This is a genomic window from Maritalea sp. YIW29 (assembly GCF_057219265.1).
On record NZ_JBXVVF010000001.1, the window covers coordinates 619221 to 638164 of the forward strand.

Genomic DNA, 18944 nt, shown 5'->3' on the forward strand with positions numbered 1-18944 from the left:
GAAATAAATGCAATTAGCATGCCAGCATTTTGTTTTCGTGTTTACTTGCTCGTTGCCGCAAATAGAGCAATTGCAGCTGCGTTTGATACGTTGAGCGACTTGATCGGGCCGGGCATGTCTAAACGCACCATTTGATCACAAAGGTCACGTGTACGCTGTCTTAGGCCTTTGCCTTCAGCACCCAAGATTATGGCCAATTTGTCGCCATGTCTGCCCGATTGGAGTTGCTCTGGTGCTTCAGAATCGAACCCGAGGCAAGTGAAGCCCATATTTTTGAGTTCTTGAATAGCATTGCCCAAATTTTTGACTTCGATCATGGGCGTCCAGTCCAGCGCGCCGGAAGCAGACTTTGCCAAAACGCCAGATTCTTGCGGAGAAAACCGGGCAGGGGTGACCACTGCATTCGCGCCGAACGCGCAAGCGGAGCGTAATATTGCGCCCACATTGTGTGGGTCAGTAACTTGGTCAAGTACCAACAGAAGCTGCGCATCTTCAAGGCCATTGAATGATTGCCGTTCAATTGGCTTGCAGTGAAGCGCTGCGCCTTGGTGTACGGCGTCCTTGCCGAGCATTTCGTCAAGACGCTTGGGCGTTACATCCTTCACCTTTACGGTGAGTTCAGCGCCTTCCTCTTTCAAGCGGTTCAGCGCATTGGGTGTTGCGTAGAGCGTGTGCTTTTCGCGTTCCGTATTGCCAAGGGCTGCTTGAACGGGGTGAATGCCATAGATGTAATATTGCCCGTCATCAATCGGATTGCGTTTCGGTTTGCGACGAGGCTGAAATCTGGATTTATCTTTCATGGGATGCTCGGTACCGCGATTAAGGCGGCAGGTCCAGCACAATTGGTGAAAAGCATTGATGTTGTAAAACGCTGGATTTCGGGCGCGAACAAGAAAGGTTCACAAAAACAACATATTTAGTGTTGACAGATCGCGCCATGGTGACCATAAACCGCGCGTTAGTTTGTTTCATTTAAGTGTTCAAATTAATAAGACTCGGACCCGAGTTGCATTGAATAAATGTGGAGGGGTGGGTGAGTGGTTAATACCACCAGACTGTAAATCTGGCGCCTTAGGCTACACTGGTTCGAATCCAGTCCCCTCCACCATTCAATGTCAAAAGATCGGTCCTTGCAGGACGCGGGTATAGCACAATGGTAGTGCAGCAGCCTTCCAAGCTGAATATGCGGGTTCGATTCCCGCTACCCGCTCCAGATCGGGAGCGTCGCATGGGTCGTCGGTGTCCGCAACATGCAGAAAGCTCTTTTGCTAGCACTCATATCACCAATGAGCGAACTGCAAAGGTCCGAAGCAAATCTAGACTTTACAAAGCGACTTTTGTTGACCGAAGAACTCATTGATCTGCCATGCGTTGAGGTTTGGATCGAGTTTTGTGACAGACATAACTGTGCCCATGGGCGATCTCTGATAGAAGATTTCGGAACTTACCAAAACAAAGTTACAGCTCGCGGCTAGATGACAGAGCTCAAAAACGGCAGTTTCGAAATAAAAACTAAGTTTAGACGATTGATAGCAGTTTTCTTGTTTTTTCGCGAATACTGCTAGCTTGTCGTTTGAGAGTTTTGCGGGCTTCGCCTTTGAAAGAGCAGTTGGCCGTGTAGGTTGAACTGGAGATGCTAACCTATATGCAAATTCTGAGGTTGAGCTGCTTTGGAGCTTCAAGCTTTGCGTGATCGATAGGTTGGTAATCGTTACCAACGCACCATTCTGATTTGATTTTCTTCTTCAAAGTGCGTCCCAGAAATGACGTTAGGCGAAAGCTTATCAATAGGCACAAATAAGTTGTCGTTAGCAGGCGGTTTGAGCCGTTGGTTGGATGAATGTTAGCTGGCGCTTCCATCTTCGATTTGTAAAAATTCCGCTGCGAAATCGGCTCCATAAATCAGACGACTTGTGGTAGTGGAAACTACTTATAATGTCATCGGCGCGCGCTTGCGCCTAGATCGTGATCTTCCGATTGATGGCAGTTTTCAACTAACTAAATTATTGATCTATTTTGACTTTTTCAAAGGTAACCAAATTATTAATTCGCTTGTCTCGCATTCTTTATTGTGATTTTGTGGAACCAAGGGGCTTGTCGATTTGAGTTTTTGAAGGCTGAGACGGCATTTATGGGAGAGATATTTTGCGCGTTTTTGGTTTAGCCAGAGCTCTGGCTTCTGTTGTCGTCTTCGTTTCGTTTTTGACACAAGCTTGGGCTTATGACGTGCGTGATGCACGGTATGTCACCCCATCGAGTGACCTCGATGTTTTGCTGTACGTCGTTTGTCTACAGGAGAATAACGATAAACAACCCAGAAGTGCTAGCATTGCCGAATCCCTGAATGCTGCAATTGTGGCGTGCCAAAGTGCTGCTTCGACACTGCCAAATGATCCGAATGAACCTAACGCGCTTGAAATTCAGCAATCCATACTTGAGTGCGGTTTCAAGCAGGGTGATGCTAGCCCTGACATTGGTTGTGGTGAAGCTGGAGGGGGCAACGCGTCAAACTATGTTGCAGACACCATTGTTCACGAGCCAACACTAATCGAGGCAGGAAAATGGCTAGAGAGCATTGCTTTCGATGGAAGGTTTATTTGGACAGCAGACAGTGGCCAAAGAACTGTTACAGAAATTGAGTTTGATACCCACGAAGTTGCTAAACAATATGACGTCGGCAGACTGCCAGTTGAGGTAGTTGTTGGCGAAGATAGCAATGTCTATTCGTTGATTGCTACTGACAAAAAGATTTTGAAGCACGACACAAAACGCAGGACGACAACCCTTACAACTTTTGCTGAGTGTGTCGACGCAATGGATGTCGAAGACGCCACCTTGTGGGTTTTGGCATCGAGCAGCTGTGGATCATCTAACAGCAGCGTTATTAGCGTTAATGGACGTTCAGGCGTTCAAAACTCTTCGGGAGATCTCGGCGAATGGGCAACGGACATTCTTCCAATGCACAATGGTGTATGGGTTTCTCACGCAAACCGTGAAGAACTCACGATTGTCGACAAGAATACTTTGAATTCTCGCGTGATTGCACTTCCAGATTCTGATCTATGGAGCCTATCAACTGATTATCAATCCGTAATTGCGGCGGGCCGTCGTGGCGGTGGGAGCGATCAAGGACTTGTTGTCAAAATAGACGCAGATACTTTTGCTGAAGAAGGTCGCGTTGTTTTTCCAGAAATGATCATGATGGCAGCGTCTGATGGTGTGTTCATCTATGCTGTAAGCGAGACGGGCAGGATCTATGTCTTGTCGTTGCTGAATATGGAGATTATGCGCACGGTCGACCTGCAATTGCCTAATGTTCAAGGAGGGCAGTATCGACCAACGGACATGCTGCTAATTGAAGACTTGCTCGTCATTGCAGCAGGACAATTCATGGATTTCTCCGGTGCACCAATTGTTGACCGGCTTGGAAATCCCGATGAAAATGGTGGCATTCTGCTCATCACCAATATAACGCCTGATGCGACCGTGGCGACGACGCCAAAGAATGGAAATTTGGGCCAAGCTGCGCCACAATCCGCTTCGACACGCCCCACAAACACAACCACAACAACGACGACAACAGGTCGAACTGGGCGTCCAACAGTGACGACAACAACAACGACGACCTCTAGCCGGCCGACGCGCCCATCGTCAAATAACTCTGCGGCCACACCAACCACAACGACAACGACCACTACAGCTGGTCGTCCTTCACGGCCTTCTACAACCACAACAACGACGACAGGGCGACCGACGCGACCAACTGCAGGAACAACAACGACACCAGTAAGAACAGGTGGTCGTCCAACCCGACCTTCTTCAGGCGCTACCAACGCAAATTCGAAGTTCCCCATGGTTGCTGGATCACGTGGTGGCAATGTTCGCAGTGCACCACGCGCAAATGGTAAAAAGATTGGGTCAACGGCTGCCGGACAGCCAATTACGCTGCTTGAAAATGTTGGTAAGAAATACAAAAATTACCCGTGGTTTAAGATCCGGATGAGCAACGGAGCAATTGGTTATCAATGGGGTGGTGGAATCTGTGCCAACAGTGGCAAACCTGTTTCTGGTGTAAAAGGCACATGTAAAGCAAGTTCTACCAACGGCAAGCGCCCGAGCAAACCTTCGTCCAGTGGCACTAAGAAAGATGGCGTTGATGTCATCGTTAGTGTTTTGGATCTCATTGGCAAAGTCATCGATAGCAATAATAGCTCGAATGCAAACATATTCACGCAAACATTGAACGTTTTGCCAAATGGCACACCTGCAATTGTAACGCGTAGAATTGAACACGCCAAAAATCTGGCGCTCTACACAGTTCGCGGCAAAAAAGGACAAACTCTTGATGTTTCTATCTGGTCGCCATCTCAAAATGCAGTGTTTGAGATTTACATAGATCAAGCATCTGATGGCGGTGCTACGCTTGCCGGCGCTGCTCAAGGCTCAAATACACAGTCATTCCGTGGAGTATTGCCAAGGAATGGCAACTATCAAATCCTGGTAGGGTCAGTCAGTGGAGCTGTTGAGTTTGAATTGTTTGTAGCGCTTGAAAAGGCTGCAGGTGGCGGAACGGGAAACAATTCCGGTGGTACGTTGCAGCAGAACAGAACTGTTGTAGGCACTTACTCAAGTAATACTGCACAAAGTGGAAACATCGAACTCAATGAGAGCACCAATTCACTAACTTGGACTGAATTTTGTGGCCCGGTTATTGCTCTGACTGCTGACTGGGCAAACAAACGCCTGGTGATAACCGGCGGCAATGGCACTTTTGATTTGAAACTTTCCAAGGCAGGGAAAGTTCGAGGTTTCAACTCGAATGGCCACAAGTTCACTAAAGAGCAGGGAATTATCATGCCAGGTTGTGTTGGAACTCCTGCTAATAATCAAGGTCCCAACTTTGTAGACTGGATCAACAATCCTCAAGACCCTAGATCATTTCGTCTTTACGACATGGTTCCAAACGCTTGGTGGGGTACATGTGAAGCGGACAACAACAATCCGAATTCGCCCAAATTCAACAACGAAAAGGCTTATTGGGACTGTGCCGATGCAGGACAAATTGCCGGTGGAGGGGTTTTGCAACCATTAGCCCCTAATGCCTCAACACCCGTTGCAGCTGATCCGCGCCAAAACAATGATTACACTGCGGTGCCAAAGTCGGATGCCACAGCATGTAATGCGTCTTTCCCGAATAGTCCTGCAGATGACAAAGGCTTCTATGACTGTTTGGACGCAGCGCTGATTAGAGCAGGCGGTACGCCAACACCAGGCGTTGCGGCTGACCCTCGTCAGAACAACGACTATTCAGCAGTTCCTGAAGCGGCAGCAACTGTTTGCGATAACTCGTATCCAAATAGCCCTGCAGATGACAAAGGATATTACGATTGTTTGGATGCTGCGCTGATTAATGCGGGCGGTACTCCTACGGCGGGTTCAACGCCTGACCCGCGTGAAAACAAAGATTATTCAGCGGTTTCTGCCGCGCAATCAGAAAGCTGCGGAGTAGCTCATCCAAACAGTCCAGCCGACGATAAGGGCTTCTTTGATTGCTTAGATGCCGCATTGGCGAATTCAGCCGGATCACCAACACCGGGCAACACGCCTGACCCTCGCCAGAACAACGATTATTCGAGCGTTGATGCGGCCTATGCGGAGCAATGTGGCACCAGCTATCCAAATAGCCCGACAGACGACAAAGGCTACTACGATTGCATGGATGCCGGTCTAGGAGGCGCTGGTGGTACACCGACTAACGCCGGTCCAGACCCGCGCCAGAACAACGATTATTCGAGCGTTGATGCGGCCTATGCGGAGCAATGTGGTACCAGCTATCCAAATAGCCCGGCAGACGATAAGAGGTACTACGATTGTTTGGATGCCGGTCTAGGAGGCGCTGGCGGTACACCGACTAACGCTGGTCCAGACCCGCGCCAGAACAACGATTATTCGAGCGTTGATGCGGCCTATGCGGAGCAATGTGGCACTAGCTATCCAAATAGCCCGGCAGACGACAAAAGTTACTACGATTGTTTGGATGCCGGTCTAGGAGGCGCTGGCGGTACACCGACTAACGCTGGTCCGGACCCGCGCCAGAACAACGATTATTCGAGTGTTGATGCGGCCTATGCGGAGCAATGTGGCACCAGCTATCCAAATAGCCCAGCAGACGATAAGGGCTACTACGATTGCATGGATGCGGGACTAGGAAGTGCTGGTAGTACGACTTCTGGTGGAGGAAATTCTGCGCCCGCCGCCGGACCAGATCCTCGTCAGAACAACGACTATTCGAGCGTTGATGCGGCCTATGCGGAGCAGTGTGGCACTAGCTATCCCAACAGTCCGGCAGACGACAAAAGTTACTACGACTGCATGGATGCTGGTCTAGGAAGTGCTAACAGTACGTCTTCGAGTGGTGGGAATAGCAATTCAGGACCAAGTGCCGAAGACTTGGCATGGAACCGGATTGACAGCGAGTTCTCAGATATGGATCAAAACTCCATTGATGGATGTTCGGGTTATGGCTTTGGCTCTGGTGCTTTCTTTGATTGTCTGTACAGCGTCAGGGACAGCATGAACCAACAACAACAGGACCAACAGCCAGCGAATGATAACAGTCAATCCAGCGATGGTGGTGATCCGTTCGGACAGATCCAGAACTACTGCAGTTCAACGCATGGCGGAAACTACGACGCGTGCTATGCGGATCTTGAATACTGTTACTACGAGCATAATAGTGTGGACTCTGATGCGTTCGGTGCATGTGGAGTAAACTGGTTCTAATGGTGAAGACATTTGGTCCTAAAGCTGTGTTCATTGCCTATTTGGTGGCAGCCTGCTCGGGAGCAACGTCCCAATTTGTAAAGAGTTGGATTGTATGAACAAGTTCTTCAGTTCTATCGCCTTGTCGACGGCTGAAGTGTTCGTTTCCACGCGCAGCATTATTTGTGATTTTTTATTGTTGATCGCTCCATTAGCGATATTTTTGGTCTTTGCTACCAATTCGATATCCGCTGAAATTACCGTAAAAAGAGTTTACAAGCCCACTAAATCAGATTTGGAGAATGCTCGTCTTGGATTTACAGGCGAAGGGTTCAAGTTTGCAGAGCCTTTCCTGTTAAAAAACGTTGAAACTGGTCTTTATCTAAAAGCCATTTCCCAGCGTAAACTTCGTATGCGTAAATACATAGCAAACGACATTACTTTTGAATGGATAAGACCCAACGGCTCGGAAGGGATTTTTAGCGCATGGGATGGCTTGGCTATCTCAGGCACTGATGACGTTGGGTCACAGGCGTATACGGCTGATCAAATCTCTGATCATTGGGAATTCGAAGAGAACCCGAACCAGCCGGGCGAATTTATGATTGTCCATCCAAAGTACCTTTTCAACGCGTATAATAGAAAAGGCTACTCCTACGGTGGAGAAGAAGACCCTGGCGGATTGCGCGTCTACGACGGGCGTACGATTGTGCGTTCGAAACAGTCATTCACTGACAAAAAATATGTTTGGGTCAAAGAGAAACCGCCGAACAAAGGCCGCGACCTGGCTATTTTGAGAATTGAAAATGTCCAAGCGATCAAAACATCATCCGGCACAGACGAAGCGACTGAAGCCCTATTTACGGCAATTGATATCGCTGTGGAGTATGGTTCCACTATCGCAAGTGGAGGTGCCGCTCTTGGAAAACTTGGTGCTGCGCAACTCGCAAAAAGAGCAGCTGCGAAGGCTGCCAGAGATTCTGCTCTTAGGCATGGAGGCAAGGTACTTGCGACCCACCTTGCACAAGAGGCCGCGAAAAAAACTGCCAAAAAATCGCTGTCTCAACAGATAAAAACGGCCGCCAAAAAGGCCATTATTAAGAAAGCTGGCGACAAGGCCGTCGCCGCTGCTAGCAAGGGCCTCACTGCGGTCTGGAAGAAGGAAATTGCGAAGGCTGCGGCCAAAAAAGCAGCAAAGAAACTGATCAAGGAGGAAGCCAAAAAGCTGACGCCTGCAGCTGAATCTGAGCTTTTAATTGAGACGTATGAAGAGGCAGCAGACAAGACAGACGATCCCGACGTTAAAGCCGTTTTCGCGGATTTGGCAAAAGAAGAACGGAAAGCGCAGCCAAAAATTAGTGCCGATTTGGATTTAAGAGAGGGAACCGAGGTCGAGTATCCTTATACCGAGAACAATCTGAAAGTGACATCGCTCAGAAGTAAGAGGGCAATTTATCTTGAGATTCTCAACAATCCTTTGAACAAATTGACGACCCAAGACCTTGCCGATCTTTGGGAGAGCTTAGCAAAGGTTGACAATATTTCTATTGAAGATGCTGTTCGGGATGGGCGCTATGACTATGAGCTCTTTGCTGAAATTCAGCGAGAGAAGCCTATTGTTAAAGCATCCTTGCTCGACAAATTTCAGAGTGAATACATGTTGTCAGCGAATGTTATGCAGACAGCAGCTGAACCAACTCCACTCACTTCCCATCCACTTTATGCGCCAATAGGGGAAAAAGCTGAAATTGAGTTACGTAAATATACCAAAGGTTTAGCAGCTGAATTTGCACGGTATGATGCGACGATTACAAGTGCGCTGGGTATTAGCGATGCCAACACATGCGCCTTCGAAAAACCAAATGCACCATTGTTTCGCAATATTCCAACGCGTGGCGCGCTCGAAGCACTACCTGAGAAAAACACGCTAATGAAAGCGTTGCCCAAAGGGTTTGGCGCTGGATTGCTGACAGCCATCGACCCCAAGTCTCTCACAAATTCGATAAAGGCTTTGGCGCAAGATACGCCCGATCAATTGGAAATCAAAATTAATGATATGTCCGCGTGGCCAAATGGCGGTGGCGATTGGCGCACGATCAAAATGCATCAAGTGAAAAACGTCGGCGTAGAGGTTGTTTTTGACAGACGAAAACCACTTCATATCGAGCTAAAAGAATATGATTCAGGGAGCGCTAATGATTACCTTGGCTCGCTGGTGATACATGCTCAAGATTTGGTTGGTACCGAGACCTACGAACAGGCCTACATTAGAAATGAATCTGAAAAAAGTATCTACGTCGTTGATATCAAGATTACCAGTCTAAACGGTGCTCACAAAACTGTAGAACCCTGCAAGCGACAATTTAGAGCCTCACAAAGGATCTACACCGCCGTCAATGAATTTGAGAATAATGTAAAAAGGCTTCACAAAGATGTGTTGCGCCAGAGAGCTAGAATTAAGCGATTTGTTTCTGTTCCACAAACCATCCAGGAACGTTTTGGTGATGAAGGTTTGCAGGTCTACAATACCTTGCTCGACGCCAGCAAGAAAAAGATAACTTGTCCTGCAGATGACACGGACTACGGCCGGCTTCTAGCTGGTGACTGGCGGCTGGGTGTCTATGACAATCTGCACGCCAAGAAGATGCAACAGACCAACACTAATTATACATTTTATTCAAACGGCACTTATCGACCTGGCTATCTGGGTACCGAAACGCTCCGCAGTTGGTCTAAAGTTCCTGGTGTTTGCGAGCTAAAGACAACGTTCGGCAAGATTGTTGTTAGTAGCGAAAAAGACGGGCTGGTCCTTTATACTAAAAACGATATACCGCGCGACCTTGAGCCGATGCGTTTGGCCAAAAATGAGTTTTCCCAGACCCAATTCACTGATGAGAATGGAAAGTTGCAACTCGGTCCGCCAGAAGGCATCGACTACACTGGTTACGGAAGATGGCTGCAAAAAATAGATGACCACCCGTTGTCCGCCGAGCAAGTCACCGAGTTCGCGGAAATCGCGAAGCCAAAAGTCATTGGCATTTGGGATGTCCCTGGTGGCAACGAACACCGATGGACCATCACGTCTGACAATATTTTTGTGTCAACTGTGAAGATAGGAAAAGCCTTTAAGGCTCTAACTGGACGGTGGAAATACATCGGTGACAAGCGCCTCACAGTTTCATTAGATGAGGAATTTGTCGCTTCAGAACATGGAACAGATTTCAGCTCTTTGGGAAAAGAATTTCGAATACATTTACCAGTCTGGTTCCACCTCGAGTTCGACGACTTTAGTGTCTATCGAACTGGCGAGTATTGGCGAGAATACAATGGAAAATCTTCTCAGGGGGTCATTCATATCGAGAGTTTGGATGTTACAACCGAAAAGAAGCCGGGAGCGCCAATTGTCACTGGCAGTCGGAACCGGAAGGATTTCGAACTTTATCCAATTGCGACGCAAGAACCCAACGACGAAACAGTCGATAAACTAATCTCGCTGCGCAACCAACTCAGCCTTCCAGTCCCCGAAGAAGAAGTGGTCGAACTCACAGAATTCCTCGCGACGCGCGCAATGCATCAGCGCAGCGCCAAAAACACACAATTGGCTTCGGATGATGCAGATCGGCAAAGTGCGAAGCGGGACGAACTTAAACCTATTTGGGATAAATCGCGCGAAGTCGCAAAGCTACACGACGACCAGCGTTACCAGCTGGTAGGTTCTGAACAGGTGCGTTACAGAAACCCCTACTTAGAAGGAAAATGCGGCACACTTTCACCCAAAAACAAACAAAAATTTGTTGGGGACTGGACTGTTACTGTATTTGACTCTCTGGGTAACCCCAGTGTGCCTGCCGGCGAGAATGCCAAATGGAGTTTTAATCCTGATGGGACCGTTTCAGGTAGTTTTGACGGCAAGCCTTGGTCGGCGAGTTGGACTGATGAACATCATTGTTTTGGCAAGGCTGTGTTTGATTTAGAAACGGCCAAAAACTATGGTTTTGAAACTGAAATCAAGATTGAAGTACGTTTTCTGAAAAATGGCGATCGTCGTCTTTTTGTGACGGAACATGATCCATTCTTTTCGATCGAGAAGATGAAAATCGAGTCGCCAGATGCCGACAAACACTGGGATGAGATGCATCAGGAAAATCCGTGGAGTACAATTGAATTCAAACGCGACCTACGACACAAGAGGTTATACGGAGAGTTTAGGCTTGAACAAAAAGCACTTGAGAAAATTGCTAAGCAAAGATTTGAGACTGATGCAGAATTCCAAGTACGCAAGTTGGAGACCGGAGACCGCAAACTCTACACCGTGCAAGAAGGCACTGAAACGGCAGAAGGCCGGATACTTGTCGCGGATGAGGCATTGGTTGGCGATGGTAGATACGATGTATTTGGTGAAACGCTTGCATTGGCAGGCACCAACCCTGTGGACCCAGAAGATGCTCTGCGCTTTGTTGTCAATTATGATGAACTCATCATCACCAACGCGGGGCTTGCCAATCGTTGTTCTGAGCGCTGGGTGAACAACGATATTGGACCCGGTAAAAATCCAAAGGGGAGAAGTATTGGCTTTGACATTCGGAGCCTCTGGGAAGGTAATTACAGTCAACACGCCACCATTGCACTTTATAAAGTCAATTTTGAAGGGCCAGAGGCAGAGCTTTTGTATTCTGGCTCGGTGGGGTCAAGGGGCCAGGTTCTTGTGCATAGCTTCCAAGGCGTAGTTGGGGATGAATTCGTTGTCGTTGAGGGCAATAAATGCGGCGAGATTTACAAGACAACTGAGCTGACGACGCCGGCAAGAACCGTTCTGAAGTTCGACCAGCAAACGGTTTCGGACAGTGTCCAGACCTATTCCTACCACAGGGTAGCTGAGACCAGCCTTTATTATCGCGAGGCTTATTCAACAAGGCAAAAATTCCAAGGTTGTGAAAGGTACCAATGGACACAGCCAGATTCCAATAATTGGAGAGCCGGAGATCAGGTCGAACGCCGGATCGGTAACACAAACGCGTATGATATTCATGTCTTCGGCGTCGATAAAGACGGGAGATATTCGAGCCATGAGCCCGTTTTAACAATCAAGCCTGGTGAGTTGAAAACCCTGAAGGGGGGCGTAGGTGAGCACTATCCAATTTTCAAGAAGGATTTTACCTGCGAGGGCGTTGCCAGTTTTATCAGCAAAAAGTCCAATCGAATAGAAGCACTGGTATCTCGGAACTCTACAGAAGGCTACAATCCGTATGAGCCTGTTAGAGGTACTATCAGTCCACAATTGATTTTCGGCGATGGTAGTGTGCCGATAGTACACTCAGATTATCTCAACCCAACTCAGGTGGCCAACGGTTGCCTCGACTTTGGAAGTGTTAAGTCTATTCGGCAAGGCGTCGCTAGCACCGCATTTGTTGCTAACTCCGGCTCAACCGACCTGTTTGTTCATTGGATCGGATACGATAAAAAATACAATGTAGATCGTCCACTTTTTACGCTTAAGCCGGGGCAATCGGGAAAACTTACGGATCACGGTGCCGCAAAATATCAGGTGCTTGATGAAGCAGGGAAATGCACGGCGATTGTCGATCTAGCGAGGCCAAACGATCCGAGAACCTTCGGTGATGAATCAACATCCGTAACTGGCAGTACTGTTGCCCCCCACAACGTAGTTGTCAGTATATCAACCGCAAACCTGTCCAAGCACCAGATTGCCAACGGCTGCTCCGCCTATGGTAAGGTCGTTTCAATGCCGAACTACGCGAAGGACTGGGCACCCACGATTGTAAATTCGGGAACCAAGCCATTGAATTTGCAGTGGATGTCATTTTATGGAGCTCTTAAAGACGGCGAAACATTGCGCAAACCAAAAGCTCAATACACAATTGAGCCGGGCCAACAATTTCGGACGTCTAAATATGGCGCCGAAGATGTCCTTGCCGTTATGGACGGTGAACGTTGCGTAGCTATCATGCAGCAATCCGATCGGTATACGCCAATCGCTGACTTGCCAAGTCGCTATGATCAGAGCCCAGATTCGCCGAAAACATACTATGTTCTGCGTGATCAGAAATCGGCGGAGGCATTTGATGAACGCGCCAAGCAATGGAAAAAAGATGTAGTTACGCATAAGGAGGAAGTTGCAAAACTTGAAACCCGTCAGGCCAAAGAAGCCTGCGATTTTAGTCAATCATTTGGTCAGCAGTCAAAAGAACAGCTTGGTGGTGGATGGGAAGTTGGTACGTACGATTTTGGTGGTCGTCGACAGCCTCTAGACCCTTCGCTTTCTTCTTGGATCATCGACAATGATTTCCCACATCAGTTACGTGGAAACGATTTTGCGGGACAGCCCTTCGCTACAGCCATGGATTTTGATGTTAGCTTAACAAAAGACAAGTGTTCAGCGATTGTAAACATGAATAGCAGCAGCATTGAAATGACTTTCAATGCTGCTGGCACGAAGTTTTTTGCGACGGTGGAGCAACGGGTCGATGTGCTTTACACGGACGGATCGTTGAGAAGTGAACGTTATTCCGACTTCAGAACAGAGGAAATACTTCGTCAAGATGGCAAGTGGATAACGGAAAATCGACTTAAGTTTTGGGGTAAAAAATTGCCAACGATCGGCAATATCGAGGACTCTGATAAGTCTGCCAACTTAATCGCCGAAAACGCAGCAGTTGGCTCGACAGTGGGTGTAACTGCCTTCGCAGGCGACCCTGATGATGACGTAACTTACCACTTTGACTCTCACCTTGGTGCTTCAACCACCAGTCATGACAAATTGTTTGAAATTGACGCAAATACAGGCGTGATCACCGTCGCGGGCAATATAGATTACGAGACGGCTGTTCGCCATCTTCTTGAAGTAGTCGCAGTAAGCGAAGACACAACCAGTTCCAAAATGAACGTAACTATTGAAGTTGGTGCGGTTAACGACAACTCGGTCGGCCCGATTGCAAATGTTCATAATGATGGCATCGTCGTGGGACCGATTTTTGAAACGGCACCAATCGGCTCAATTGTCGGCTTTACGGCGAAAGCAAGCGATGCGGACAGCAGTGATACTGTGCAATACAGCCTGTCTGATAGTTCGGGCGATTTGTTCGCAATCGACCCGGAAAGTGGTCGGGTGACCATTGCGGGCGCACTTGATTGGGAAACCGCCAAATCCCACATGATCGAAGTGACAGCCACTAGCTCGGATGGCTCCACAAGTAAGACTACCTTTGATATCAATATTGAAGATGCCAACGAGGCCTCTGTTAGTGAGATTAGCGATGCGAATGAATCTGTTGATGCGATTGATGAGAATGCACCGCTTGGAACTCCGCTAGGCATAACAGCATTCGCTTCCGATGAAGATGTTGGTGACACGGTGCGCTACAGCATGGGTGGGGCTCACAACAGTGTTTGGTTCGTTGTAGATCCAGTAACAGGTGTCGTAACGCTCAATGAAGAAATAGACCGCGAAGTAAGTGACAGAATTGAAGTGAGCATCAAAGCGACGAGTTCAGATACGTCGACGAGCGAAAAGATATTCACAGTTGCGATAAACGATGTTGATGAGTTTGACGTTGCTGAAGTCTACAATGAGGCTGCAGGAGCGATCTCTGTTTCAGAGAAGGCAAAAGTTGGCACTGGAATAAACTTGGATGTTCATGCTCGTGATGACGATGCAACAGATGAAGTGGCATTTTCGCTTGCCAATGGTAGAACCCTACCATTTGTGATTGATCCTAATAGCGGTGAAGTAACTGTAAGCAGGTTGATTGGGGAGTTCTCCAGTTTCACCTTGCAAATTGTTGCTTCAAGCACAGACGGCTCAGTTTCTCGAAAGAGCTTTGTGGTGCCAGTTGCGAACACCAATGATTTCGGCATCAGTGCGGTTGCCGACAACGATAACGAGCCAAATGTTGTAAGCGAGGATGCAAAAGAGGGCGCATCAGTTGGCATAACTGCATTTGCCAGTGATGCCGATGCGTCAGACACTGTTAGTTATAGAGTTGTCGAAGAGTTTTGGCCGAACAGTTCTACGCCGATATTCAAGATAGATCCAAAATCAGGTGTTATCTCCGTCAACAGTTGGTTGGATGCCGAGAGCAAAACAAAACACAGCATAAAGGTCTACGCAAGCAGCACAGATCGTTCCCGAAGCTCAGCAACATTCGACGTGGATGTTTTAGATGTCAATGAGCACGAGATTGGCCACCTTCGAGACAGTAACGATGATGTAAACATCGTTGATGAAAATGCTGCGATGGGCACACTTGTTGGTGTTACGGCGTTTGCAGAAGACCGTGATGTTAGCGACACTACCGTCTACAAGCTAATTGACAGCAGTGGGGGGAAGTTCGCGCTTGATCCAAAAACCGGTGTGATAAGTGTTGCCGGCCCAATTGACTATGAAACCCTAAACAACCTTGGCAACGCGGGAGTGAGAGTTTCTGCCCAAAGCAGCGATGGAAGTCGCAATCAATGGGGTGATGAGGTTGAGTTTGTAATTAAGGTTCGCGATGTAAATGAGTTTAGCATAAGTGAAGTCAGCGATACTGATGCGAGCGTTAATCAGTTGCATGAGCACGCTGAGTTTAATGCGGCGGTGGGGATCACCGCCTATGCTCGAGACGGCGATGGCGATGATTTCTACATTCATAAAGTGAAGTACGAAGTCGTTGATGCAGCAGGTCGATACTACAATGGCCCGTTTGGGGTCGACTCTCAAACGGGCGTGGTTTGGGTAAGAGATATCTCGAAGCTGGATCCAGAGACCGAAAATGCGTCTATAATTCGCATCAAAGCGACTAGCGATGATGGGTCTTCAAAGATTGGCGTGTTTAACTTCAATCTTATCCGCGTTGAGCGTTGGTACAACAATCCCAAAGGCCCTCGCGTTGAGGCTGACTTCCCCAAAGTCATTGCCACTGACCGCGCGAAGTGCGTTGCTGCCGACAATGACCATAAACAGCCAGCGACTTACAATAACGAAGTTGAGTTCTTTGATTGCTTAGAGCGTCATACCCCGGTGTTCATCAACTGGTACGACAATCCGCAGTGGCCAAATATATTGCTCGACTATCCAAAGGTGCCACAGGATGCCATTGATGCCTGTTACGAGCGCAACGAAGATGAAAGTCTAGCAGAAGCATTTAACAACGAAAGTGAGTTCGTAGAGTGTCTTCATCGCTATGTGCCGCCATTCGTGAACTGGTACGATAATCCGCAGTGGCCCAATATACTGAGTGAGCATCCGCTGGTGCCGCAGGATCATGTTGATCAGTGCTATGCGAATAACGAAAATGAAAACATAAAGGTGGCGTTTAACAATGAACCTGAGTTTGTGCGTTGTTTGCAGAGGTATGTACCGCCGTTCGTGAATTGGTACGATGATCCACAGTGGCCGAACATCTTGGATGAGTACCCTGAAGTTACTGATATTTATATTGATGCTTGCTACACAGCCAACGAGAATAAGTCGCTGACTTCTTCGTTTAACAATGAAGAAGAGTTTGTTCGTTGCCTTGATCGCTTTGTGCCGCCTAAGCCAAAGTTTGTGAACTGGTATGACAATCCACAATGGCCAAACATTTTGAGTGAATACCCGTTGGTGCCAACCGAACATATTGATGTCTGCTATGACGACAATGAAAACGAGAACCTGGTTGCTTCGTTCAACAACGAAGCTGAGTTTGTGCGTTGTCTTGATAGGTTCGTACCACCGCCGCAGAACCCACAACAGCCGACCTATATTCAACGGTGGTATGAGAACCCGCAGGGTCCATATACTGAAGCTGACTTCCCCAATGTGTCTGAGGTTGATCGAAACATTTGTATTGCCGAAGATGATGATGTGAACTCACCATCGACCTTCAACAATGAAGTGGCTTACTTTGAGTGCTTGGCTTACTTCTCGCCGGCAGCTCCTACACCTAATAATGACAACAACAATGGTGGCGATCAGGGCGGCGGTACAGTTGGCGGCAATCAGCGTCCACCAGCACTTGATCCAAACCTAGTTGCGCAAGGTTGCTATGCAGAAAGAGAGGCATCGCAGTATCTGAACGACAATGAGACCAAGCTGACGATCCAAAACACTGGAACATCCAATCTGTATGTTTATTGGGTGAACTACGAAGGCCAGAACGTGGACTATGACAACCAGCCGTTAGCGCATTCGATTGTCGAACCAGCTGAGAGTTGGGACATAGAATCTGCTCGAGGCTTTGTTTTCTCAATTCTGAGGCCTGACGGATCATGTGCAGGCGTCGCTAAAACTAGAGAGTCTAGAAACAGCTTCTCGTTTAATTAGGAATAGGGAGCGATAGGAGCGAATGATGAATTCTATGTTGAAGCTTTTAGGTGCGTTAATTCTCTTTGGAGCAGTTTGTTCACCTTCCACAGCTCAAACACTTGATGTGCCGATTGTCGAGTATGCGGATGAGAACTTAGACACCTGTTCACTCGGCCGAGTTCTCGGTTTGAACAAAAACGGCGACGGTTTTCTGGCGGTGCGATCAGGTCCCGGTACTGAATATTCCAAATTGGACGAAATCCAAAACGGCGACGAAGTTTGGATCTTTGATCAAAGGGGGCAGTGGATCGGTGTAGTTTATGCCGCTGAGTTCTTGAGTTGCAGTGCAATCCCTGCGCACCGACTTGTCCAGCATGAGGGCAAAAAAGGCTGGGTCCACGAAAAATGGATTGAGTTTATCGCAGGTTAGGTACTGCGCAGGACTAGTTCCAGAAGCGGGCAGTGCTAGCGCCGCAAGTCATCCTTTCGTGACCTAAGAAAAACAGTTGGATAATAATTTGGTGGTTGCAAGGAAAACGAGTGCCAGCCACTAAAAAGGTTGCCGCCGCCAATCCCGTTCTAATCGATGTGGATCAACTGGTTGCACAGACACCGTCGGGAGAAAGTAGCTCGCAACAATATCCCGCAACATTGCTACTCTGGTTTGGTCGAGGTTGTCGCTCTAAGTATCTGAAAGTATTTCATTTTATAGCTGTCCTGGTAATTAGTTTTATTCCCGCTACCCGCTCCACTTCTGCAATAATTTCATATTGAAAGTCAGCAGTTTATTGACAATGCGTGTTCCACGGCAAAAACAGTGCGGGCACTATCAATCTTTGATCTGCATTTTTGACATGGCCTACTTAGCTATACGCCATCGCTTTGCACTCGTTGTAAGTATTTCTGATGTTTTGGTGCACGCCTAACTTAATTTGCTGATTTGAGTTTTGCTAAAAATAAGAACCTACCCCAAGTAAATGGGGTAGGTTTCAAAAACGGATGCTATTTACATGGCGCCCTTAATTTGAGCTACAGCCTCTTCGGTGCTCCATACCGCGTTTGCCATGTAGCGGAAGTTGATCAGTGCGGCGAGGTAGCCGTCGCCCTCGGGAAGCATGGCAGCGGCGGTGGCGTCACGAACGACAGCAACCTCGAACCCGTCTTCAAGCAATTCACGCATATGGCTCTCCGTGCAGAGATTGGCTGACATGCCCGCAAGGATAACTTGATCCACACCTTGTTTGCGCAGTTGAAGCGACAGGTCATTCGTATCGTTGCCGTAAACTTTATGCGGCGATGTTACGATGGTTTTGCCATCTTCGATATATTGCTTGTATTGTGGCATCCAATCAGCGCCCGATCCTTCAAAACCATCAAGGTTTAGTGGGCCTTTACGGTCGAACATGCCGATTTTGTGCATCAGCTTTTCCAACGCACCTTCAAACTTCCAGCCGTGATCGGTCGGATAGTAGTAGTGTGGCGAAACGGCAGTGGTGATATCTGCAGCTTTAGCCGCTTTGAACAAAGTTTCGATGTTTTCGACAGTATTGTGCTCTGTCACGCTGGCCCCAATAACACCCCAAGTTACGCCTTCTGGATGTAAGAAATCGACCTGCGGGTCGGTCACGACCAGAGCTGCGCGCGACAGGTCGAGTTTCATGTTGGAAGGCGGCAAAGCAGGTTCTGCAGGTGGCGCATAGGGACTTGCGTCTTGGGCAGCCGCAGCTTGCGCTCCCGCGACAACTGTTGTTGCAGCGGCGGCCGTTGCCACAGCACCTCCCCGAAGGACATCACGGCGCGTCATATTTGGGCGATTGTTGTGGTCGTGGTCATTGCAATTGCACATAGAATTGTCTTTCTGGTTAGTTTCGATAACTCATCTTTAGAATTCTCCATG

At 48.1% G+C, this 18944-nt stretch carries 6 protein-coding genes and 2 tRNA genes; 6 read left to right on the forward strand and 2 right to left on the reverse strand.

Features of this window, described 5'->3' with window-relative positions; genetic code table 11:
* Positions 1 to 41 precede the first annotated feature (41 nt).
* Positions 42 to 800: a 23S rRNA (guanosine(2251)-2'-O)-methyltransferase RlmB gene (gene rlmB / locus AC2D8L_RS03120; RefSeq protein WP_484683996.1), complete on the reverse strand. Its 759-nt coding sequence runs from the start codon at positions 798 to 800 to the stop codon at positions 42 to 44.
* A gap of 223 nt (positions 801 to 1023) precedes the next feature.
* Here rlmB and AC2D8L_RS03125 point away from each other — a divergent pair.
* From AC2D8L_RS03125 to AC2D8L_RS03150, 6 genes are all read left to right on the forward strand, one after another.
* Positions 1024 to 1108, forward strand: a tRNA-Tyr gene (locus AC2D8L_RS03125).
* 31 nt (positions 1109 to 1139) lie between these two features.
* Positions 1140 to 1213 (forward strand) — tRNA-Gly (locus tag AC2D8L_RS03130).
* A 1-nt stretch (position 1214) separates the two neighbouring features.
* Complete coding sequence (locus AC2D8L_RS03135; RefSeq protein ID WP_484685142.1) at positions 1215 to 1475, forward strand: L-rhamnose isomerase; 261 nt, start codon at positions 1215 to 1217, stop codon at positions 1473 to 1475.
* Positions 1476 to 2145: 670 nt separating this feature from the next.
* Positions 2146 to 6783: an SH3 domain-containing protein gene (locus tag AC2D8L_RS03140; RefSeq protein ID WP_484683997.1), complete on the forward strand. Its 4638-nt coding sequence runs from the start codon at positions 2146 to 2148 to the stop codon at positions 6781 to 6783.
* A gap of 94 nt (positions 6784 to 6877) precedes the next feature.
* Complete coding sequence (locus tag AC2D8L_RS03145; RefSeq protein ID WP_484683998.1) at positions 6878 to 17065, forward strand: cadherin repeat domain-containing protein; 10188 nt, start codon at positions 6878 to 6880, stop codon at positions 17063 to 17065.
* Between the two features lie 25 nt (positions 17066 to 17090).
* Positions 17091 to 17477, forward strand: coding sequence for an SH3 domain-containing protein (locus tag AC2D8L_RS03150; RefSeq protein ID WP_484683999.1), 387 nt, complete (start codon positions 17091 to 17093; stop codon positions 17475 to 17477).
* 576 nt (positions 17478 to 18053) lie between these two features.
* Here AC2D8L_RS03150 and AC2D8L_RS03155 read toward each other — a convergent pair.
* Positions 18054 to 18851, reverse strand: coding sequence for a cysteine hydrolase family protein (locus tag AC2D8L_RS03155; protein WP_484684000.1), 798 nt, complete (start codon positions 18849 to 18851; stop codon positions 18054 to 18056).
* Positions 18852 to 18944: the final 93 nt, after the last annotated feature.

What these genes read in the sequence shown, in the direction of transcription:
- rlmB (WP_484683996.1), bottom strand. Translation starts at nt 800, where the DNA reads ATGAAAGATAAATCCAGATTTCAGCCTCGTCGCAAACCGAAACGCAAT.
- AC2D8L_RS03145 (WP_484683998.1), top strand. Translation starts at nt 6,878, where the DNA reads ATGAACAAGTTCTTCAGTTCTATCGCCTTGTCGACGGCTGAAGTGTTC.
- AC2D8L_RS03150 (WP_484683999.1), top strand. Translation starts at nt 17,091, where the DNA reads ATGAATTCTATGTTGAAGCTTTTAGGTGCGTTAATTCTCTTTGGAGCA.
- AC2D8L_RS03155 (WP_484684000.1), bottom strand. Translation starts at nt 18,851, where the DNA reads ATGACGCGCCGTGATGTCCTTCGGGGAGGTGCTGTGGCAACGGCCGCC.